The sequence below is a fragment of the Vibrio sp. RW genome, from assembly GCF_027587105.1.
Lineage (GTDB): Bacteria > Pseudomonadota > Gammaproteobacteria > Enterobacterales > Vibrionaceae > Vibrio > Vibrio toranzoniae.
Genome location: NZ_JAPPTM010000018.1, coordinates 36729 through 58120 on the forward strand (window position 1 = coordinate 36729; position 21392 = coordinate 58120).

Genomic DNA, 21392 nt, shown 5'->3' on the forward strand with positions numbered 1-21392 from the left:
CGTTATATTTAGTGAGCTATGAGTGGGTTACCACTTGTAGTTTGCATTTAGCATTACAGAGCGAGATTGACCGTAGTAACACCAGTAATCACAACCAGACACATACTCTTCGTTAAGAATATTGTTCACGTTTAGCTGTGCTTGCCATTGATAGGTGATGTCATAAGTTACCGCTGCATCCCAAAGTGTCACAGATGGAACCGTTAGATCTGAGCTCTTAGGGTTGTCTTTTGATTCACCAACGTAGCGAACACCAGTACCAATATTGAGGTTTGGAATGAACGCTTGTGCACTGTAATCAATCCAAGCTGATGCTTGATGCTCTGGGATAAGTGCTGCTTGCTGCTTACCTTTACCAAATGTTTCATCAGTCTCTGCTTTCGTATAGGTGTAACTTGCCATTAGTTTTACAGAGTCTGTAAGCTGAGCTGCACCGTCGATTTCAACACCTGTCGATGTTACTTCACCTGTTTGCGTTGCTACCCAAGTAGAAGGATCTGTAACGAGTGCATTCTTCTGAGCAATATCGAACCATGCAACATTAACAAATCCATCGATAAAGCTAGGTTCGTATTTAACACCTACCTCAACCTGTTCGCCTTCAAGTGGCTTGTATAGCTCGTTTGTTGAAGCATCGATAGTACTGATAACTTCAAACGATTGAGAGTAGCTTGCGTATGGCGATAAGCCGTTTTCAGCAAGGTACATTACGCCAGCACTTAACGATAATTCACCATCATCGCGAGATTCGCTTTGAGCAACGTTTGTGCCTTTTCCTGTATTCTCGGTTTTAACCCAATCGTAGCGAGCGCCAACGTTACCAATCCACTGATCGTGTAATTTAAGCTGGTATTGTGAGTACAGACTTGCTTGAGATTTCGAGATCTCACGCTTGATATTGTTTGCAGAATCAAGCGGGGTGAAGTTGCCGTATTCTGGGTTTGACGGATTGATCGTGCCAAACGCATAGTTGTCTTGCTCTAGGCCATCGGTTTTGTGGTATTGCAGATCCATGCCAACTAACACCGTGTGTTCAGCGTTGTTAGTGATCCAGTTACCGACTGCATTATTATCGAAGGTGATGCTCTCGTTTTTACCATCACGGAATACGATACCTTGCGTAAGTTCTTCAACAGATGGATCGTTGTTTGAGAAGGCGTAAGAGCTGCGAAGGTATAGCTCGTTAGCACCATAATTCAGGTTTTGAGAAAGCTTCCACGTGTCGTTAAGTTCGTGCTCTAGCAAGTAGCCTAATGAGAATTGAGTTCGTTCATACTTGTCGTAGTCAGGTTGACCAAGGTTCGTTGACGGGTCAATGTGGCCAAAATTCGAGCCGATCAATGTGCCTGCTGCTGGGAAGAAAGGGTTCGTTGGTACACCATCATCATGAAGGTAGCTTGCTAGAACGGTAAGCATCGTGCGATCAGAAATATCAATCTCAAAGCTTGGCGCAATGTAGAAGCGTTCATTGCTTGTACCGTCTAGTTCGCCATCTTCACTCTTCATTAAACCGACTAAACGGTAACGTACACTGCCATCTTCGTTCGCATCATCAGCAATGTCGTATCCGACCGCTTGGTGATTATTGTTGCCCACCTCGATCTTAACTTCGCCTTGAGGTGCGAAAGTTGGTTTCTTTTGAACAGCATTAACTAAGCCGCCAGGTGCTGATTCACCATAAAGTACAGCAGAAGGGCCTTTAATCACCTCAACACTTTCTAGGCCGTATGGTTCGACTAACCATGTGTAATAACCATCTCGAAACAGACGATTACCATCTAGGTAAGTTGCAGCATCAAAACCACGAATTTTGAACCAATCAGTGTCATTGTCAGCGCCGTATGGCTGTGCAGTTACACCTGATGTATAGCGCAGTGCTTCATCCAGTTTTTGTGGTGCTCGAACACGCAATTCATCTTCAGATATGATTGAAATGGATTTAGGTGTTTCTTTTGCAGGGGTTTCTACTTTCAATGCTTGAGCTGTCACGGTGATCGTTTCTACTTCTTCTATTGAAGTGCCTGTCGCAAAAGCAAATTGAGTCGGAAGTAAAAGAATTGAGCCCACGACTAGGCTTCGCTTAACAGCAAGGCTAAGCGTTTTTGGTTTTAGGATGGTCATTATTTTTCCACTGTACTGATTGGTTACTCGCTCTTTTAATGCAAAGAGTAGTGATAATGGTTCTCATTTTTGTTGCGAGTATACCTAGTTGATAATAATCATAATTAGATCTAGATCACATTAAGGTGACAATTTGAAAAATTATTGCGTGATCAATATTTGATAATTGTAGGTGTTTACATATCGGCTAAGCGCTAATGACTGTTTTTTAGTTTTTCAATTACAAATTGATATGTTTGCGCATCTATTGATAGATTCAAAAAAAAGCTACACAAGTCTGAAGAAATCTTGATAATGGCGACCCCGTCCCCCGATAGCACAAGACAGGTATTACTACTTATGTTTAATTGGTTTGAAAACCTTACGAAGCCATTTCCATCACACGAGACCGAAAAACCGCCAAAAAGTTTATTTGGTTTTTGTCGTTTTTATACCCGAGGTTTTGAAGTGCCTTTGGTACTAATGGCGATTCTAAGTGCATTGATCGCTATTTCAGAAGTGGCTTTATTGCGATACCTAGGGGAGCTGGTTGATATATTAGCCAATCAAGACAGAGAAACATTTTGGCAAGATCAAGGAGACAGCATCAAGAATATGTTGATCCTTGTCGTTGTGATTATGCCAACGTTGGGCTTTTTCCATTCGATGATCATGCACCAGTCGCTGCTAGGTAACTATCCAATGTCAATTCGTTGGCTAATTCACCGTTATTTGTTGAAGCAAGCCGTTGGCTTTTTTCAACGAGATTTTGCTGGACGTGTCGCTACCAAGGTTATGCAAAGTGCATTAGCAGTACGCGAAACCGTGATGAAACTTCTTGATGTATTGGTGTATATTTCAGTTTATTTCATCTCAATGATTTGGATGATGGGTGAGTCTGACCTCATTTTAATGCTGCCAATTCTTATTTGGTTAGTACTGTATATTTTTATTCAACTCTACTTTATTCCGAAAATGAAACAAATAGCGACAGTGCAAGCGGATGCTCGCTCTATCATGACGGGCCGTATTGTTGATTCTTATACGAATATTTCGACAGTTAAGCTCTTTGCACATTCTCAACGTGAACTCGATTACGCTGAAAGCAGCATGAAAGGCTTTTTGAAAACCGTTTATCGCCAAATGCGAATGGTGACATGTTTATTATTGAGCGTGGACGCAATTAACTACCTATTACTTATTTCAATTGCCGCTACTTCTATCATGTTGTGGCTAGACGCCAGCGTAACGATAGGGGCGATAGCGGTGGGTGTTAGTATAGCCCTTCGAGTTCAAGGCATGTCGAAATGGATCATGTGGGAAGTGAGCTCATTATTTGAAAATATCGGCACAGTTGTCGATGGTATGAATACTATTTCTAATGATGTTGAAATTAAAGATGTTAAAAATGCAAAATCACTAGAAATTAAACAAGGTGCAATTGAGTTTAATAAGGTTCACTTTAACTACAATGAAGAGAAATCGGTATTTAACGATCTTGAACTGAATATCAAGCCAGGAGAGAAGGTTGGTATTGTTGGTCGTTCTGGCTCAGGTAAATCGACCTTGGTTAATTTATTATTGCGTTTCTATGATGTTAACAGTGGTCATATTCGTATTGACGGACAAGATATTTCTCAAGTTGAACAAGAGTCGTTGCGTAAACATATTGGCATGATCACTCAAGACACTTCATTACTGCATCGCTCAATCAAAGAGAATATTCTTTACGGCGACCCTGCAGCTAGTATGGACGACGTGATTGCTGCAGCGAAACAAGCGCATGCTCATGACTTTATCCAAGAGTTGAAAGATGAAAATGGCAATAAAGCGTATGACGTAGAAGTAGGTGAGCGTGGGGTTAAGCTTTCGGGTGGACAACGTCAACGTGTTGCCATTGCGCGAGTGCTTCTTAAAAATGCTCCTATCTTGATTATGGACGAAGCAACGTCGGCATTGGACTCGGAAGTTGAATCAGCAATACAAGAAAACCTTGATGCGTTAATGGAAGGTAAAACGGTAATTGCGATTGCCCACCGACTATCAACCATTGCTGCTTTAGATCGTTTAATTGTTATGGACCAAGGACAAGTTATCGAACAAGGCTCACACCAAGAGCTCCTCGAACTGAATGGTGTTTATGCCAAGTTATGGCAGCATCAGACTGGCGGTTTCTTAGGTTAGAGCCGAAATGTTATAGAAAGGAATGCAAAACGAGCCCAAGTGGCTCGTTTTTTTCTAGATGCTCATTTGAGTGATTACGGGTTTGGACATCGTTACCTTATGGTTCGTTGAGCCTATTACATAATTTGTGAATTAAAACGCTCTCAAAATAAATACAAATTAGCTCTTTACCTCAACTTAACTTTAGGTATTAGGATATGCAACGTTGCTTACGAGAATACTTTAAGGAGAGAAGAATGATCCAACTTGAACATGTGAATTTAGTCGTTAAGGACATCCCTGAAATGCTGACTTTCTACAAAGCGGCGTTTCCACACTGGTACGTCCGTGATGAAGGAAAAGGCGAATGGTCAGGTAAGCCACGTAACTGGCTGCATTTTGGTGACGAATATCAATATATTGCACTGAGTGATCACGGTGAAGGGGAAAACAGAGATTTGGCAGGGCACTCGGTTGGCCTCGCGCACTTTGCTTATGTGACACATAACATCAATAGCGTGATTGAGCGCCTTATTGATGCGGGCTTCCCAATCGCCAAACCCGGCGCCGAAGAACCTTATCGTAAAAACGTCTATTTTGTGGATCCGGCTGGCTTTGAAATTGAATTTGTTGAATATCTGAGTGATGACCCCAAACTACGCAATGCCACGTAATAAAAGTCGTTCATCGAGTTGGTTTGCTAGAGCTAGTTTGTTCGAAATAAACGTCTAAGAAAGAGTGCTAGGAAAGACTTACAGAAAAGGGCAGTGTGGATTATTCCGCAATGCCCTTTTTTAAACTTGGCTTAAAGGTAGGGAATTACTTCATGCCTAGCTTTTGGTCTTTCGCTTTAAGGGGCGTCAGCAACTGTTTGCCAAACACATTAATTAGCGCGCCTGTTACGATGAGGCCACCACCTAAGTACGTCCAAACCGATGGGATTTCATTGAAGATCCAAACACCTAATAGTGCAGAAAATACGATCTGAATGTATGAGTAAGCCGACGCTTTACCCGCAGCTTGGGTTTGCATCGCCTTGGTTAAACCATATTGACCTATTTGTGTGAAAACCCCGACGAGAACCAGCATCACGGTTAAAAATAAACTGGGCCATACAAAGTCGCTCCAAATCAAGGCTGTGGATATTGGCAGGGCAACCAGTGGGAAATAGAAGATGATCACAGAGCTGTCTTCCGTTTGGCTAAGCTTTCTCACAATCACATACGCAATCGAGCTACCAAACGCACCGCATAATGCCACCAGAATGCTGAACAGGGGTAACTCACTGCTCGCGCCAGTGTTTATGCTTGGCTGAACCATCACCAGTAATCCTACTAGACAGAATGCAATGCAGATCATCGTTGATTTCTGGACGCGTTCTTTCAGGAATAACACAGCGAGCAACGCGGTAAATATTGGATGGACGTATTGTAAGATAGCAGCTTCTGCGAGCGGCAGTGTCGTCACCGCATAGTAAACGCACATCAGCGCAGCCGTACCGACAGCACCACGCAGGAAAAGCAGTGGTTTGTTGTGACCCCAAACCGAAATGCCTTTTCGTTTCACATCGATATAACTGATGATCAAAGACACCAAAGCCCTAGCCGCGACAATTTCAAATACAGGTATGCCATAGCTGCTGATGTACTTTACACAAGCCGACATTAGTGCGAATCCAAAAGCGGAGAGGAGCATGAACCTAACCCCGACAGGGATCAGTGAAAAAGAGAAAGAAGGCATAAAAATATCAATCGGTTGAGGGAAGTGGAATCATAACGTAGTTTTGGAGAGCCGACCAAAGGCTTTGTCTGGTTCCCGTAACTTAATTCAATTAATTCTCATTTCAGCACGGTTTGCTTTTATCCTACATAATATCGGTTACAGCTCAGTTTTATAAAATCCCCCTCAACAGAAGGTGACGCTAATTCAACTCTGATTTATCCGCCGTTTTCATTGTCTCTGCCATTCATATTATTTCTGTGAATCTATAATGAGAGATATGTTCTATGAAACCAATAAATACCCTACTCATATCCACGCTCGCACTTTGCTCTTTTAGTTCAGCCACATATGCCGACAGCATCCTTCATGCTTTCAACTGGAAGTACTCAGACGTAACAGCCAATGCCAATCAAATTGCCCAAGCTGGCTACAAGAAGGTACTGGTTGCTCCGGCAATGAAATCCAGCGGCAGCCAATGGTGGGCGCGTTACCAACCACAAGATCTGCGTACTATTGACTCTCCTTTGGGGAACAAACAAGATTTAGCCGCAATGATCACCGCACTTAAAGGCGTAGGTGTTGATGTTTACGCTGATGTTGTACTCAACCACATGGCGAATGAAAGCTGGAAGCGAAGTGACTTGGATTACCCTGGCACTGAAGTGCTAAACGATTATGCCAGCCGTTCAAGTTACTATGCCGACCAGACTCTGTTTGGCAACTTAGGGCAAGGTTTTGTCTCGGCTAACGATTTCCATGCCGCAGGCTGTATTTCAGATTGGAACGATCCGGGTCATGTTCAATACTGGCGTTTGTGTGGTGCCGATGGTGATGTGGGTCTTCCAGATCTAGACCCAAACAACTGGGTAGTGTCACAACAGCGTTTATACCTGAAAGCGTTAAAGGACATGGGCATCAAAGGTTTCCGAATTGATGCAGTGAAGCACATGAGTCAGTACCAAATCGACCAAGTGTTTATGTCTGAAATCACCGCGAACATGCATGTGTTTGGTGAGGTGATTACCAGTGGTGGAGCAGGGAACAGCGGTTATGAGTCTTTCTTAGCGCCTTACTTAAACAATACTAACCATTCCGCGTACGATTTCCCGTTGTTTGCATCGATTCGATCAGCGTTCTCAATGAGCGGCGGTATGAACCAGCTGCATGATCCAAAAGCGTACGGCCAAGCACTCGATGACAACCGTTCGATCACCTTCGCGATCACACATGACATTCCAACCAACGACGGCTTCCGTTACCAAATTATGGACCCACAAGATGAGCAGCTTGCTTACGCTTACATTCTTGGTAAAGATGGTGGGACGCCGCTGATCTACAGCGATGATCTTCCTGATTCTGAAGACAAGGATAACGGTCGTTGGGGCAATGTGTGGAACAGTTCGACAATGAAAAACATGTTGAGCTTCCATAATGCAATGCAAGGCAAATCAATGACGATGATTTTGAGCGATCAGTGCACTTTGTTGTTCAAGCGTGGTAAAGAAGGCATAGTTGGTATTAATAAATGTGGTGAAACGCGTGGCGTGACAGTTGATACTTACCAACATGAGTTCAATTGGCATGTTCAATATAAAGACGTATTGAGCAGCGCGACAGAAACCGTGACTTCTCGTTATCACACCTTCAACTTACCACCACGTAGTGCGCGTATGTTTAAGCTTTAGTGCTTGCTCAATAAAGCGAAACACGATTGATAGATAGCATATGCCGCAGTAAGTTCTGCGGCTTATTTATATCTGGGCTTAAGGCTTACCGTCACTGTTGATCGCAGATAACACCAGACCAATGATTTTGATGGGATAGCGCTTTCAACAATTCGATCTCTTTCTCTGTCTCTATTTTAAGCCAATCAATGAGATCATTAATCACAGGCGAGTGAGTGCGTTGGTGGATGAAATAGGTCCAAGCACTGTTCTGGATCTTTGCGTTCTTCGGGCAGTACAAGAAACCGCGTTGTAGATCCTGCAAAACTAAAAGCAGATCCGTGACCGTCACGCCTTCACCGGATAAGCAAGCGCTGAGTGCCATATCCAAAGATAAGAAGCTGGTATTTCTGACTGGCTTGTTCGGGGGGAACTCGACGTCGGCCAGCCATACTTTCCAATCATGATGATCTAAGGTCGGGTGCAGCCGCGGCATGGTTAAGATCGAATCGAGGTCGGTGTCTTTATTTGTTGAACTGGCGGAATGAGTTAAGTTTGTGGAGCAGACGGGGGCCATGAACTCTTCACGCAAGAAGGTGATGTCAGGCGCGTTGTCATAGCGTTTTTTGAATCGCGTATGGAAGATCAACAAGTCGTATTCGCTGCTGTTGATCGCTTCATCCTCTTCAATCACAGGAACTATCACGATCTCGTAATCAGGGTAACGCTCGTTTAATTCACGTACCTTAGAGATCAACACGCGCGTAGCGAAACTCAGGGTTGCTTTGATCACAATACGTTTCTGTTTAGGTTCACTCCAAGAAGCGATAACCGATTCGATATTTCCGTAACTTTCACGCAAAGCAACATACAAATCATGGCCTTGTACCGTTAATTCAATCGCTCGATGTTTACGAATGATTAGCGATGCGTTCAGCTCATCTTCAAGCTGTTTGATCTGACGGCTGATCGCACTCTGTGTCACGTTAAGCTCATCAGCAGCCAACGTAAAGCTCATCAGCCTTGCAGCCGCTTCGAAGGCTTTTAAGCCATTATGGGAGGATGGCAAGCTAGGATATGGGGTCATAATTCATTCGTATGAGTTTTTGGAATGCTAGAGTCGCAAATTTATCAATTGAACGCCAGCCCCATCGATCGTATTTTGGGCGAAATTAACTGAGGCGCTCATGAAAAAAATACTCACTCTTGCATTCCCTTTGATCATTTCACAGCTGATATCCATGGCTTTAGTCCTTACTGATGTTTGGATGATGTCGCGAATCAGCGTGTCAGCGCTTGCGGCTGGTGGCTTAGGTGCCTCTATCTACTTCTTCATCTTCATTATTGCGAGCAGCACAGTCGGTTGTGTCGCAAACCTGATCGCAATTGCTTATGGTCAGCGTGTCGCTCGCCCAGAGTTTGGCAATACACAAATCAGGCTAGCGGTGAAAGGTGCAACCATGTTGGCATTCGTGCTCAGCGTGACCTTAATGGCGAGCTTCTGGTTTGCGCCACTTGTGTTGGAAGCGGCGAAACAACCTCAAGAAGTGATCACCTTAGCGATGGAATATGTACACGCTCTAAAATGGGTGATGTTGCCTTCGCTTATCTTATTGGTGCTGCGTGGCTTAACCAGTGCGTTTGGTAATGTGCGTTCTATTCTGGTGATGTCGATTATCACTGTGATTTTGAATGTACCAGTCAGCTACTTCCTTACGTTCCAACTTGATATGGGCTTAACAGGCTTGGGCTTAGGCACGGCTATCGCGGCATTTATCGTGATGGTTGGATATACGGTTTGGGTGTTTAAACGTGATGAGTTCAAACAGTTCGCCCCTTGGCTCAATACCGAAGAGTACTCCATCAAGCTGATGAGCCCTTTGTTGTTAATGGGTTTACCTATCGGCTTGGCGGCCTTGCTTGAGCATGGCTTGATATACGGTGGCACTTTAATGGCGGGTACTATCAGTATTGCTTCGTTAGCTCTACACCAAATCTTACTTCAATGTTTAAGCTTTACTTGGAACTTCAACTTCGGCTTTTCACAAGCTGCCGCTATTTTGGTTGGCCGTGATTTTGGTGCGGGTAACTACGAAGGTATTAAAAGAACCTCGATTCAAAGCTTTATACTGGTGTCGGTATTGAGTGTGGTCTTGTCTGTTGTGTTCATTCTATGGCCGGAAATGATTGCTTCTATCTTTAAGCTAAATGATGGCACTGGCGCAATGACGTCGCTATTGGCTTCGGTTATCTGGGTCGTGGCGTTGTGCTTTATTGTTGATGCTTGGCAACTGTTGGCGATTAACTTGCTCAGAGGGATGAAGATTGTCTCCATGCCAACGGTGATGACTGCTATCGGTTACTGGGTATTTGGCCTGCCTGCCGCTTGGTATTTGATGCCAAAATTTGAATTGGCAGGTATCTGGGGCGGAATCGGCGTTGGCTTGGGTGTGACAGGTATTCTGCTGCTTATCCAATTGATGCGTGTCATTCAAAAGAACAGCAATTCTCCGGAACTATCGAATCATGCTTATTCGTGAGTGGCTTATTCTGCTAGCCTCTAACCATCAACCTTGAGCTATAAACCTTTCACTATAAAACCTGAACTGTGAATCTCGTAATATAGACCTTGGTCTTACAGAAACATCGAACAAAGGTGACTAGAATGATTTGAGTTGCTCAACGTTTTATCAAGGATTACACAAATGGAAGTTGGATTGTTCTGGGCTGAAAAAGGGATGCTAGTGCTTGGCGCACTGTTTGTTTTAACGAGCATAATGCAGTACGGAAGACGCAGTAGCGATTGGAAAGGCGTGATTACGATGTTCTACAAGCGTATCCCAATGAATATTGCGGAATACAAATGGTACCGACTCGGTATCGCGTTATTGGTTTTTGCCGTAATCATCCGTTTTGCCTTGCTGATTCTATGGCCTACCTATCAGTTCTAGCTTTTTTCGTTAATGCTTTTGCTTTAGTTCTTATGCTTTAATCTTGAGGTATTGGCTCATCTCTTACATTTGTGAGCATCTCTTACATTAGGCATACAAAGCGATAAATGCACGAGTAAACCGAGCCTTAATATACTCATTTATTCAAGTTATTATTAACGCCATCATTTAATAGAATTAGTGCTATTACTCCATAAAATAGTGCAGTTAGTTGATTAATAATAATTGTTATTATCTTTGTAGCATATTGATTTACATAAAGAATAATACAAGATAATAGCTCACCCGCCTGTTTTATCATTCTTATTAATAATCTACACATAAATCCATTCACCCCGTACCTGATACCATAATGATCTGTTACACTCGTTCGAATTAGCTTTAATTTGTCGGTGGTGCATTTATGTCGTTCCCAGTTCTTATATGTGATGATTCTGCGTTAGCAAGGAAGCAGATGGCTCGATCACTGCCTAGTTCTCTAAATGCAGATATAACTTTTGCTGTTCATGGGCTTAATGCACTTGAAGAGTTAGCTCAAAACCAGTTTAAACTAATGTTTCTTGACCTCACCATGCCGGAATTAGATGGCTATGGCACATTGGAAGAGATGCAACGTTTAGGTGATACCACGCCTGTTGTGGTGGTTTCTGGTGACATACAACCAAAAGCGCAGCAGAAGGTCATGGACCTTGGTGCTAAAGCGTTTTTGCAAAAGCCGATTGATAAAGAAGCGTTAAAAGCGATTTTACGTGAGCATGTTGAGCCACCAAAACAGCCTCAGTTGGTGACGCCTACCGCTCTAGAGCTGCCAATACTGCGTAGACGCGATATCTACATGGAAGTGGCTAACGTTGCGATAGGCCGTGCGGCCGATGCATTGGCGCGTCACTTTAATGTATTTGTGCACTTACCATTGCCGAACGTGAACATCTTCGAAGTGAGTGAATTGCATATGGCACTTCGTGACCTAGCAGACAACGACCAAGTATCGGGTGTTTGCCAAGGCTTTAGCGGAGAAGGCATCGCAGGCGAGGCATTAGTCTTGTTGAGCGATTCCAGCGTGAGCGACCTTAAAAAGCTCATGAAGGTACCAACAGACAGCGAACAGCTTGAAGAGTTAGAACTGCTGATGGACGTGTCGAATATCCTTGTTGGCTCGTTCTTGAATGGGTTAGGGGAGCAATCAGAAGTTCGTTTTTTCCAGAGCTCGCCTGTTCTGCTAGGGCAACACATCTCAATTGATTCTATCATCGAAAATACCAGTGGCTCGTTTAAGAAGACCATGACTTTTGAAGTCAGCTATAACATTGATGGTACTTCCATTCGTTGCGACCTTCTGTTTATGTTCGTGGACGAATCCCTGCCTCTTCTAGACAACAAATTGGCCTACTTAATGGAGGAGTTTTAATATGCTGAATCTTCCTGCTGAATTTGAACAGTTCCACTGGATGGTGGACATGGTTCAAAACGTCGATATGGGGCTGGTGGTCATTAACCGTGACTTTCAGGTACAAGTTTGGAATGGCTTCATGACGCACCATAGTGGTAAGCAATCGCATGACGCGATCGGTAAGTCGATCTTTGAACTGTTTCCTGAAATCCCAGAAGAGTGGTTTAGGATGAAAACCAAGCCAGTCTACGATTTAGGCTGCCGTAGCTTCATTACATGGCAACAAAGGCCTTATCTGTTTAAGTGTCGTAATGTTAGGCCAGTAACTCAACAAGCTGATTTTATGTATCAGAACGTGACACTGAACCCGATGCGTTCGCCAACAGGCCAAGTCACCTCATTGTTCTTGTCTATTCAAGATGCGACAGCAGAAGCCTTGATGTCTCAAAAGGGCTAACACATTTTCTAGCTCGATTATTCAATAGCTTTAAAAGAGCGCTCCGAACATCGAATAAAATGGTTAAGGTTCTCACCTTAGCCATTTTTTTGATGTCTATGCTTCGGGTGTGTTTCCAAACTGGTGCTAAATGTAAGGTCATGAGATTGCCGAATTTGCTCGCAAACGAAGAAAACTTGGAAAAAAGTCGAATTTATTTAAGAAAAAAGACATTTTTTGTTGGAGAAAAGTATAAGTTTTATGTGATTTAGAGGCATTTTCTTCACATATTTGCTTAGTGATAGAGGGATTGAGCTAAAAAGGGAGAAAACGATTGCGCAATAAACCGACAGCGTTTGCGTTAGAGGTTCGCTAAGTTATTAATTAGTAAGGATTTAGTAGCAAGGTGTAACTGAGGGTTTTTACCAGATATGGAATCTTTGAGAGGATAGCATAAAAAAAAGTGAAATATCAGACTTGCTGTTACTAAATCACGACCTATAATGCTGAAAACCGGAGCGTCTGCCAACGCTCCGGTTTTTTTGTGTCCGAAGAAAAGTAAACTCGTCTGCCAACGGTTTTACTACGCATTTCGCGAGAGACACATCATTTTATGAATCAAGGAAAACACCATGCGTATCGAACAAGAACTTAAGTTAGGTTTCAAAGATGTACTCTTCCGTCCGAAGCGTTCTACCCTTAAAAGCCGTTCTCAAGTTGAATTAACCCGCGATTTTACATTCAAGCATAGCGGTCGTCAATGGTCTGGTACTCCAGTAATTGCTGCGAACATGGATTCGGTAGCAAGCTTTGAAATGGCAGCTGCTCTAGCAGAGCACGGTGTGATGACTGCGGTACACAAGCACTACACAGTAGAGCAGTGGGCTGAGTTCGCTAAAACAGCAGACAAGAAAACACTGAACAATGTATTTGTTTCAACGGGTACATCTGAAGCTGAGTTTGAGAAAGTTAAGAAGATCATGGCGCTTAGCGAAGACTTCGTATTTATCTGTATTGATATCGCTAACGGCTACTCGGAGCACCTGGTTGATTACGTGCAAAAAGTACGTGCTGAATTCCCAACTAAAGTTATCTCTGCCGGTAACGTGGTAACAGGTGACATGGTTGAAGAGCTAATCTTAGCGGGCGCAGACATCGTTAAGGTTGGTATCGGCCCTGGCTCGGTTTGTACTACTCGTGTTAAAACAGGTGTAGGTTACCCTCAACTTTCTGCAATCATCGAATGTGGCGACGCGGCACACGGCCTTGGTGGCATGATCATCGGTGACGGTGGCTGTTCATGTGCGGGTGACGTATCTAAAGCGTTCGGCGGCGGCGCTGACTTCGTAATGCTAGGCGGCATGCTAGCTGGTCACTCTGAGTCAGGCGGTGAAGTAGTAGAGCAAGACGGTAAGCAATACATGAAGTTCTACGGCATGTCTTCACAGTCGGCTATGGACAAGCACTCAGGTGGTGTTGCTAAATACCGTGCTGCGGAAGGTAAAACTGTTTTACTTCCATACCGTGGTTCTGTGCATTACACAATTTCTGACATCCTTGGTGGTGTACGTTCAACTTGTACATACGTAGGCGCAGCAAAGCTTAAAGAGCTAACTAAGCGTACGACTTTCATCCGTGTACAAGAGCAAGAGAACAACGTATTCGGTAAAGAGTAATCTGAACGACTTCGAATAGTTTGAAAATCAAGAGCCGCTTTTTAGCGGCTCTTTTTTGTTTGGGGCTTATAAAGGAATTTTTGATATGCAGCCTACATAACCGATCAAATTCCTTGCTAAAGGTGGGTAAAACAAGGTGTATGAGTTGTTTCAATGTTAGATGTTCACCCAACACATTATTGCCCCATTTTCGTTTAAAGTAAATACTCAAAGGTAAACAACACTGACGACTATTCAATACTTTTTCTCATGACTCGCCAGAACCCACTACATCGGGGTCAATATGATTTTTCCATGTAAGGTCGTTGATTTAGACTCGATTAACTCGATAGCAGATTGAACTTGTTCCAATGGAATACAGCGTTCAACATCTAGTTGTATTTTATTGGTGATGAAATGGTCTAGCATCATCGAAAACTTTTCGCGCCTGACACCTTTACCAACCGAGTTCTCCCAGTAGCGTAAGAAAAATGTAATGAAGTCAATGTTCTGGTTCTTCATGTACTCAAAGAAGCGAGGCTCATAAAACTCCAGAGAAAGCGTTCCATAGTTGATATACCGCCCATTATCGCTGACGGTAAGAATCAGCTCAGTTCCTGCTTTGCCTCCAATGGCGTCGAATGCGATATTGGGGTTAGGCAAATCAAGTTTCTGTATTTGAGTTAGTAAGTCTACTTTTGCATCTAGTACATGGTTTTATGCTGACTCAGCTTTGCCTCATTCTGAGTTGCGATTGCATAACATCACACTTGTTCAACTTCCTAATGAATTAGATTTTGTCATAACAGTAAAGTGTCGATATCGCTCAGGTCTCAGCAGTTGTTCACTTCGTTGTGCGTTAGTTTTTATAGATTAGATTTTGGAGTGGTAACGGATCATTGACAACCAACCACATAGTTGTGTATACAACTATTATTAAAAGACACGATTGAGATAAGAGTGAAGAACTACAGCCATCAACAGTCTCTTGGCCATTTAACAGGTTTAGCCAGCCGACTTTTTAATCGACTACTAACGTTACGCTTTAAAGATGCGGGCATCGATATGACCGCAGAACAGTGGGGCGTTATTCTGGTTTTGAAAAACAGTGAGGCAATGACTCAAAGTCAGATCTGTGAATTATTGTATTTGGAGAAATCCAGTGTCAGTCGTTCAATCGATGGCTTAGAAAAACGTGGCTGGATTGATCGCCAACGTTCTCCCCATGATAGTCGCAGCAAAATTGTCATGCTGACAGAAAAGTCCCTAGGTGTTGTTGAACAGTGTGAAGAAATTGCTGCGAGTGTTTTACAGGACGCTCAGCAGGGCATTGACGATGCTGAGCTGCAAGCAAGTAAACAAAATTTATCGAAAGTGATTACCAGTTTAAGACAGCTGAATCGATAAAAGCATTAATTAAGTAATGTGAGGCAGCCACATAGACTAGACGCTGCCACAATCTAACCTTCAAAAAATCATAAGGAAGTAACATGACTAAACGTAATGCACTAGTTACTGGTGGTGCGCGTGGTATTGGCGCAGCAACTTCAAAAGCGTTATCTGAAGACGGTTACCGTGTCTTTATTAACTATGTAAACAGCTCAACAGTAGCAGAGCAACTAGCAGAAGAGATCCGCAGTAAAGGTGGCGAAGCTTTCGCGGTTCAGGCGGATGTACGTGATGATGCACAACTTGAAGCGATGTTTGCACAAGTGGACGAGCACGGTGGTGTTGATGTTCTGGTTTCTAATGCCAACATGAACTTTACCGCTAAACCATTCATCGAACAGAGCTGGGATGAATTTGCACAAAAATTGAATGATGAAATGCACGCGGCATACCAGAGTGCTCACCTGGCCGCGCAACGAATGAAAGAAAAACAATTCGGCCGTTTAGTGTTTATTTCCAGCACGTTGTCTGAAGTGCCTGCGCCAAACTTTATTGCTCACGGCACAGCGAAAGGTGCACTAGACAGTTTTAGTAAATACCTGGCTCAAGAGCTTGGTCCACTGGGTATCACTTCTAACATCGTGGCTCCAGGCTTAGTTGAAACGGACGCGACGAAAGATGCGCCTGCTGAATTCAAAGAGATGATCCGATCGTTTACGCCAACTCAACGTGTAGCAACGCCTGAAGATGTAGCAAACACCGTACGTTACCTGGCGAGTGAAGCAAGTTCTCACATTACAGGCACATACAACCCTGTATGTGGTGGGGCGTACATTCAGTAATCTAATCGGCGTTTATACTAAGTTCAGTTACTTATCAAAACAAAGCGAGCGGTATTCCGCTCGCTTTTTAGATCGATACTTGCACTTGCTGCATTATCGCTAAGGCGTTTCGCGCATCGTCTCTTTCTGATTACGTGTAGCACGGCTTAACAGCAAGACGATTGAGCCAAAGAGTGCTAAGGCTCCGTAGCCGCTGGCAATTTGTAACAGACTAAACTGCTCTGATAACTGTCCCGAAATAAACGTGGGTATTGCCGCACCAATATAGGAAGTGGCGTAAATTACCGAAAAAACATTCGCACGTTCTTGCGGCTGTAACCCGGAAACCATTCTCCCAATACTGCCTGTTAACACGAGTCCCTGAGCAATCCCTGCACAGATGCTGGCAACAAGGAACGCGCTGAGCAAGCCTTGGTGCAGGGCTAACAAGATGCACCCGACAAACACCGTAAATGAAAGCATACTAGTGAACTGAGCATTCGATGGCGTCATTCGGCCTGCGATAGAAGCGCCAATAACGCTTGGTGCCATGATAGAAGCAAATACTAATGCAGCCGCTACCGCACTTTGGGAGTGTAATTGCTCTCTCGCCATGGCAGGTCCAAATGCCTGGAAAAATCCACCTAACGCCCACGTACACACAAATGTGCAAGCCGCCAGCGGATATGCTTTCTTAGCAGAAGGAGGTAGCGTGAAGCTTGGCTTTAGTAGCGCGGTGACTGCCCCGATGAAGTAGACACCGAACTTAAAGACAACTCCAGGTAACTCACGTGGTCTTCAAGCTGGTAAGTACCATAAAGCGGAATGGGTACCGCAGAAGTAACGTAGGTCACCATCAGAGACAGTGAAGCTCCCACAAAAGAAAAGCGATTAACGTTTTTGTACACCGGAATATCCTTACGACAACCTAGAACAACTAAGCCAAAGTCGTGTGACGAAGTAACAGAGTGACGGTCAGAGTAACCGTTAGGTTAATTGTAATGGGGATAGTCGTTTATACCGTTGCACGATCTTCCGTAAATCTTGCCAGAAAATGTCTAATCGTTATGTTCGTCTTTGCTGGAAGCGCAAATACAAAATTAGGCAATTAATATTAATAGAAAGCACAATAAGGAATAGAGTGCTTGAAACTGTTGCTCTGAACATTCTTCTTCAACAATATCAGTAGATAAAGGGTTTTTAGGTTTTGACAGTGTCTGGATTTGGATGGCCGATAAAAATGAGTTTTCTATTTTTTAGCTAGAGTCTTGGAAAATTGTGCAAGAAATCAGTAGGAATCGGATAACGAAAAGTTGGTGACTTGACGCATTATAGATAGCAGAAGAAGCGTCGCTGAGAGAGCCGTTCTCTCATTTGATGTGCGTTCTCAAGCTAACAGAGTTGTCTCAGCATGACGAGGGCTGATTAAAGCAAACGTCGATACTGAGCTGACAAGATTAGCAGAATGATTAGGAGAAACCTGATGAACAAACACAACGATACAGTCACCAGCCAGGACTTGCCTGACGCGAGTCGCCGAAATGCAATGAAAATGGCTGGTGCAGGCGCTGTTGCCTTAAGCGTTGGCGCACTTACAGGAGGTCAGGCTGTTGCAAGCTCGAATTTAGAACTGGGTAATAGCTGGGATAAGACTTTCGCTAAAAGCAATAAAGTTGACCATAAAAAAGTTACCTTCAAAAACCGTTACGGAATTACGCTTGCGGCTGACCTATATCAGCCAAAAAACAGCTCTGGCAAACTCGCGGCAATTGTTCTTAGTGGTCCTTTTGGTGCAGTAAAAGAACAGTCATCTGGTCTTTATGCACAGACAATGGCTGAACGCGGATTTGTTACGCTGGCGTTTGACCCGTCATACACTGGTGAAAGCGGTGGAGAACCACGTAATGTTGCTTCTCCAGATATCAATACTGAAGATTTCAGTGCGGCAGTCGACTTTATCAGTTTACAGTCAAACGTTGATCGCGAGCGTATTGGTGTGATCGGTATTTGTGGCTGGGGCGGCATGGCATTAAATGCGGTAGCAATAGACAAGCGTGTTAAAGCGGTTGTTGCCAGCACAATGTATGATATGACTCGTGTTATGTCCAAAGGCTATAACGACAGTGTTACGCTTGAACAACGCACGCAGGGTCTCGAGCAGCTGGGACAACAACGTTGGAAAGACGCAGAAAGTGGTAAACCTGCTTACGGTCCTGTCTCACTTGAGCTGCAGGGCGGTGAACCGCAATTTGTTGTTGAATATGCCGCTTACTATAAAGATCCGCAACGCGGCTTCCACCCAAGAGCAATTAACTCCAATGCTTCATGGACGATTACAACGCCCTTATCGTTTATGAACATGCCAATCTTAACTTACATTGCAGAAATATCGCCGCGTCCGATGCTGCTTATCCATGGTGAGAAGGCACACTCTCGCTACTTCAGTGAAACGGCCTATGAAGCAGCTGCAGAGCCGAAGGAACTGATGATTATTCCTGACGCAACCCATACCGATCTTTATGATCAGGTGGATGTGATTCCTTTTGACAAAATAGAAGGGTTCTTTAAAGAACACTTAGCATAAGCAAGAGATTTTCATGCGCTTAACAATTGGCTAAGTTCGTTGAAATTTAAAGTACATTTAAGAAAAAAAAGAGCCGTTCAAGAGAAAGTTATGAACGGCTTATACCCATGCCACTCATTGTAAACGAAATGATTGGCATTGGTTTTATTGGGTAGTGGCGACTAATGAAAACAGGTCAGCTCAAATATGACGGAATGATTATATTCGCCATTACTAGTCGTGAATTTTCACACCCAGACAACCGCGCACAAACTCAGGGTTAAAGTGTTTCACTGATTCACTGACGTAGCCCAAATCAAGACTATTGATTTTATCCATCTCTTCACCTGAAAGAGTGAAATCCCACACATCGAAGTTCTCTTCAATACGCGCTTGTTTGACCGATTTTGGAATCACAGTAACACCACGCTGTAAGTTCCAACGTAAAATCACCTGCGCGATCGATTTACCGTGCGCATTAGCAATACCGGTTAACATTTCGTCTTCGAAAGGTTTGTGACGACCACCACCTAGCGGAGCCCATGCTTCGGGCTGAACATTATATTGTTTCATGGTTTCAAGGGCAGCAGGCTGAGCAAAGTAAGGGTGTAGTTCAACTTGGTTGACCATTGGCTTAACTTTGACGGTTTCGCAGAAGTTTGCTAAGACATGAGCGTAGAAGTTTGATACGCCAATTGCTTTTAACTTTCCTTCCTCATAAGCATCTTCCATCGCACGCCAAGCACTAAAGTAATCGCCCATCGCTTGGTGTAGCAGATACAAATCGAAATACTCTAAACCAGACTTTTCAAGTGAGGCTTCGATACCCGCGTAAGCTGCATCGTAATTTTCCATGTCTTGAACCCACAGTTTTGAGGTGATGAATAGCTCTTCGCGGGTACAAATACCTTCTGCAATCGCTTCACGTACAGCGTCGCCAACGGCATCTTCATTGCCATAGACGGCCGCAGTATCGATAAGACGGTAGCCAGTACGGATAGCGCTGAGAACTGATTGCTTACATTCGTCTTTATCTGTTACTTGAAAAACACCGAAACCGACCATCGGCATCTCTAGATTATTACTTAAGGTTGTATATTCCATAGTAGAAAACCTCTATAGCGCTGATTCAGATTCACTCTGAGAGGAAAAGAGAAAGCGAGCTGTCGTGCTCACTTTGAGTTTTAATGTTTGAGCCTATTTCGTTAGAAACGATTTAACTAGAAACATTCTTCTAGAATGTTCAGAACTTCTTCATTTGTCAGCTTTTTGTAGCCATTGCCGATGATGATGGTTGATTCAGCGATCTTCGGTAGCATCTCTTTCGTCGCACCTAGCTCTTCTAAAGAGGTGACGATACCGCTCTCTTTAGTAAATACTTCTAGCGCATCAATACCTTCAAGCGCGATTTGCTCTTTTGTCTTACCTTCTGTCGATACACCCCATACTTGAGTAGCAAAACGAACAAACTTATCTAAACCGAACTTGTAGATCAAACGGTAGTACGGCAGTGATACAGCGGCTAGCCCCATGCCGTGAGCACAGTCTGTGTAAGCGCCAACTTGGTGCTCAATCATGTGTACTTGCCAATCTTGAGTTTTAGACAAACCAGTGATGGTGTTCAATGCCAAGGTTGCATTCCACATGATGTTACTGCGTGCTTCGTAGTCATCTGGTGTTTTCAGAGCCACACGTAAGTTGTCAATTGAAGATTTAAGTAGGCTTTCAATTAGGTAATCTGTCGTGTTGGCACCTTGGTCTGAGAAGTATTGCTCCATAAGGTGCGACATGGTATCGAACACGCCGCTTACCATCTGGTATTGAGAGACAGTAAATGTGTACTCAGGGTTCAGAATAGAGAACTTAGGGTATGCCATTGGTGGGAACACGCGACCTGCTTTGTACTTAGTTTCTTCGTGAGTGATTACCGAACCACCATTCATTTCAGAACCTGTGCCAACCATGGTCAGGATTGAAGCAACTGGAACCACATCATTTTCTAGGTCTTGAAAATCTACCCAGTATTTCTGGAATGGGTCTTGACCTTCACAATGCGCTGACACCGAGATGCCTTTCGCGCAGTCAACCACTGAACCGCCACCTACAGCAAGAATAAGGTCTACTTTGTGCGCACGAACAAGTTCAACACCTTCCATCATTTTGTCGTAAGTCGGGTTTGGCATCACACCTGATAATTCGACGACTTTTTTACCAGCAGTAGACAGGCTAGCCATTACTTTATCGTAAATACCGTTCGATTTAATTGCGTTACGACCGTATACAAGCAAAACAGTATTGCCATAGTTTGGCAGTTCATCGTCCAATTTGGATAGCGACTCTTTACCGAAGTGGATTGTTGTCGGGTTGTAGTATGAGAAATCTAATTGCATGGTCACATCCTTCTAAGGTGTCAGAACTTATGACTTATAGTTTAGAGACTTGAAGTCACAAGGCGTTTACTTTCGCTCACAAACTGAATCGCAAACGTGTTTAATATGACGGTAATTTTAGAAAGATATAGGGTTTTAGTGAATGTCA

At 43.6% G+C, this 21392-nt stretch carries 18 protein-coding genes and 1 pseudogene; 11 read left to right on the forward strand and 8 right to left on the reverse strand.

What is annotated here, in order from left to right; translation table 11 throughout:
- Positions 1-27: 27 nt before the first annotated feature.
- Positions 28-2121 carry a TonB-dependent siderophore receptor gene (locus OCT63_RS15300; RefSeq protein ID WP_269984010.1) on the reverse strand — a complete coding sequence of 698 codons (2094 nt, stop codon included), beginning with the start codon at positions 2119-2121 and terminating at the stop codon, positions 28-30.
- Positions 2122-2460: 339 nt separating this feature from the next.
- Here OCT63_RS15300 and OCT63_RS15305 point away from each other — a divergent pair, with 339 nt between their 5' ends.
- A complete protein-coding gene (locus OCT63_RS15305) occupies positions 2461-4284 on the forward strand; it encodes an ABC transporter ATP-binding protein (protein ID WP_269984011.1) in 1824 nt (607 codons plus the stop codon).
- 236 nt (positions 4285-4520) lie between these two features.
- Positions 4521-4937 (forward strand): VOC family protein, encoded by a 417-nt coding sequence (locus OCT63_RS15310; protein ID WP_017058068.1) that lies wholly within the window; start codon positions 4521-4523, stop codon positions 4935-4937.
- 145 nt (positions 4938-5082) lie between these two features.
- Here the strand turns inward: OCT63_RS15310 and OCT63_RS15315 are convergent, their stop codons facing one another.
- Positions 5083-6003, reverse strand: coding sequence for a DMT family transporter (locus tag OCT63_RS15315; protein ID WP_269984012.1), 921 nt, complete (start codon positions 6001-6003; stop codon positions 5083-5085).
- A gap of 266 nt (positions 6004-6269) precedes the next feature.
- Between OCT63_RS15315 and OCT63_RS15320 the strand changes: the two genes are divergently transcribed.
- Entirely contained in the window at positions 6270-7670 is a 1401-nt protein-coding gene (locus OCT63_RS15320; protein WP_060469742.1) for an alpha-amylase family protein, read from the forward strand.
- A 91-nt stretch (positions 7671-7761) separates the two neighbouring features.
- Here OCT63_RS15320 and OCT63_RS15325 read toward each other — a convergent pair whose 3' ends face one another.
- Positions 7762-8736, reverse strand: a complete 975-nt coding sequence (locus OCT63_RS15325; protein ID WP_161675230.1) for a LysR family transcriptional regulator — start codon at positions 8734-8736, stop codon at positions 7762-7764.
- Between the two features lie 100 nt (positions 8737-8836).
- Between OCT63_RS15325 and OCT63_RS15330 the strand changes: the two genes are divergently transcribed.
- From OCT63_RS15330 to OCT63_RS15350, 5 genes are all read left to right on the forward strand, one after another.
- Positions 8837-10189 carry an MATE family efflux transporter gene (locus OCT63_RS15330; RefSeq protein WP_269984013.1) on the forward strand — a complete coding sequence of 451 codons (1353 nt, stop codon included), beginning with the start codon at positions 8837-8839 and terminating at the stop codon, positions 10187-10189.
- Positions 10190-10354: 165 nt separating this feature from the next.
- Entirely contained in the window at positions 10355-10600 is a 246-nt protein-coding gene (locus OCT63_RS15335) for a hypothetical protein (protein WP_060469739.1), read from the forward strand.
- 403 nt (positions 10601-11003) lie between these two features.
- A complete protein-coding gene (locus tag OCT63_RS15340; protein WP_060469738.1) occupies positions 11004-12008 on the forward strand; it encodes a response regulator in 1005 nt (334 codons plus the stop codon).
- Between the two features lies 1 nt (position 12009).
- Entirely contained in the window at positions 12010-12447 is a 438-nt protein-coding gene (locus OCT63_RS15345; protein ID WP_060469737.1) for a PAS domain-containing protein, read from the forward strand.
- Between the two features lie 611 nt (positions 12448-13058).
- Positions 13059-14102: a GMP reductase gene (locus OCT63_RS15350; protein WP_161675224.1), complete on the forward strand. Its 1044-nt coding sequence runs from the start codon at positions 13059-13061 to the stop codon at positions 14100-14102.
- A 267-nt stretch (positions 14103-14369) separates the two neighbouring features.
- Here OCT63_RS15350 and OCT63_RS15355 read toward each other — a convergent pair.
- A pseudogene (locus tag OCT63_RS15355) lies at positions 14370-14792 on the reverse strand (zinc-binding dehydrogenase); the annotation flags it as partial.
- 249 nt (positions 14793-15041) lie between these two features.
- Here OCT63_RS15355 and OCT63_RS15360 point away from each other — a divergent pair.
- Both OCT63_RS15360 and OCT63_RS15365 read left to right on the forward strand, forming a co-directional pair.
- Positions 15042-15488 carry a MarR family winged helix-turn-helix transcriptional regulator gene (locus OCT63_RS15360; protein ID WP_140072824.1) on the forward strand — a complete coding sequence of 149 codons (447 nt, stop codon included), beginning with the start codon at positions 15042-15044 and terminating at the stop codon, positions 15486-15488.
- A gap of 83 nt (positions 15489-15571) precedes the next feature.
- Positions 15572-16312 carry an SDR family NAD(P)-dependent oxidoreductase gene (locus OCT63_RS15365; RefSeq protein WP_161679533.1) on the forward strand — a complete coding sequence of 247 codons (741 nt, stop codon included), beginning with the start codon at positions 15572-15574 and terminating at the stop codon, positions 16310-16312.
- 99 nt (positions 16313-16411) lie between these two features.
- On the opposite strand, the gene OCT63_RS15370 is transcribed toward OCT63_RS15365, so the two are convergent.
- Positions 16412-16906 (reverse strand): MFS transporter, encoded by a 495-nt coding sequence (locus OCT63_RS15370; RefSeq protein WP_269984014.1) that lies wholly within the window; start codon positions 16904-16906, stop codon positions 16412-16414.
- A 110-nt stretch (positions 16907-17016) separates the two neighbouring features.
- Positions 17017-17199 (reverse strand): hypothetical protein, encoded by a 183-nt coding sequence (locus tag OCT63_RS15375; protein WP_161679532.1) that lies wholly within the window; start codon positions 17197-17199, stop codon positions 17017-17019.
- Positions 17200-17774: 575 nt separating this feature from the next.
- Here OCT63_RS15375 and OCT63_RS15380 point away from each other — a divergent pair.
- Complete coding sequence (locus OCT63_RS15380) at positions 17775-18875, forward strand: CocE/NonD family hydrolase (protein WP_269984015.1); 1101 nt, start codon at positions 17775-17777, stop codon at positions 18873-18875.
- A gap of 213 nt (positions 18876-19088) precedes the next feature.
- On the opposite strand, the gene OCT63_RS15385 is transcribed toward OCT63_RS15380, so the two are convergent.
- Both OCT63_RS15385 and OCT63_RS15390 read right to left on the reverse strand, forming a co-directional pair.
- Positions 19089-19958: an aldo/keto reductase gene (locus tag OCT63_RS15385; RefSeq protein ID WP_161679530.1), complete on the reverse strand. Its 870-nt coding sequence runs from the start codon at positions 19956-19958 to the stop codon at positions 19089-19091.
- A 116-nt stretch (positions 19959-20074) separates the two neighbouring features.
- Positions 20075-21244: an iron-containing alcohol dehydrogenase gene (locus tag OCT63_RS15390; RefSeq protein ID WP_269984016.1), complete on the reverse strand. Its 1170-nt coding sequence runs from the start codon at positions 21242-21244 to the stop codon at positions 20075-20077.
- Positions 21245-21392: the final 148 nt, after the last annotated feature.

What these genes read in the sequence shown, in the direction of transcription:
- OCT63_RS15300 (WP_269984010.1), bottom strand. Translation starts at nt 2,121, where the DNA reads ATGACCATCCTAAAACCAAAAACGCTTAGCCTTGCTGTTAAGCGAAGC.
- OCT63_RS15305 (WP_269984011.1), top strand. Translation starts at nt 2,461, where the DNA reads ATGTTTAATTGGTTTGAAAACCTTACGAAGCCATTTCCATCACACGAG.
- OCT63_RS15310 (WP_017058068.1), top strand. Translation starts at nt 4,521, where the DNA reads ATGATCCAACTTGAACATGTGAATTTAGTCGTTAAGGACATCCCTGAA.
- OCT63_RS15315 (WP_269984012.1), bottom strand. Translation starts at nt 6,003, where the DNA reads ATGCCTTCTTTCTCTTTTTCACTGATCCCTGTCGGGGTTAGGTTCATG.
- OCT63_RS15320 (WP_060469742.1), top strand. Translation starts at nt 6,270, where the DNA reads ATGAAACCAATAAATACCCTACTCATATCCACGCTCGCACTTTGCTCT.
- OCT63_RS15325 (WP_161675230.1), bottom strand. Translation starts at nt 8,736, where the DNA reads ATGACCCCATATCCTAGCTTGCCATCCTCCCATAATGGCTTAAAAGCC.
- OCT63_RS15330 (WP_269984013.1), top strand. Translation starts at nt 8,837, where the DNA reads ATGAAAAAAATACTCACTCTTGCATTCCCTTTGATCATTTCACAGCTG.
- OCT63_RS15335 (WP_060469739.1), top strand. Translation starts at nt 10,355, where the DNA reads ATGGAAGTTGGATTGTTCTGGGCTGAAAAAGGGATGCTAGTGCTTGGC.
- OCT63_RS15340 (WP_060469738.1), top strand. Translation starts at nt 11,004, where the DNA reads ATGTCGTTCCCAGTTCTTATATGTGATGATTCTGCGTTAGCAAGGAAG.
- OCT63_RS15345 (WP_060469737.1), top strand. Translation starts at nt 12,010, where the DNA reads ATGCTGAATCTTCCTGCTGAATTTGAACAGTTCCACTGGATGGTGGAC.
- OCT63_RS15350 (WP_161675224.1), top strand. Translation starts at nt 13,059, where the DNA reads ATGCGTATCGAACAAGAACTTAAGTTAGGTTTCAAAGATGTACTCTTC.
- OCT63_RS15365 (WP_161679533.1), top strand. Translation starts at nt 15,572, where the DNA reads ATGACTAAACGTAATGCACTAGTTACTGGTGGTGCGCGTGGTATTGGC.
- OCT63_RS15370 (WP_269984014.1), bottom strand. Translation starts at nt 16,906, where the DNA reads ATGGCGAGAGAGCAATTACACTCCCAAAGTGCGGTAGCGGCTGCATTA.
- OCT63_RS15380 (WP_269984015.1), top strand. Translation starts at nt 17,775, where the DNA reads ATGAACAAACACAACGATACAGTCACCAGCCAGGACTTGCCTGACGCG.
- OCT63_RS15385 (WP_161679530.1), bottom strand. Translation starts at nt 19,958, where the DNA reads ATGGAATATACAACCTTAAGTAATAATCTAGAGATGCCGATGGTCGGT.
- OCT63_RS15390 (WP_269984016.1), bottom strand. Translation starts at nt 21,244, where the DNA reads ATGCAATTAGATTTCTCATACTACAACCCGACAACAATCCACTTCGGT.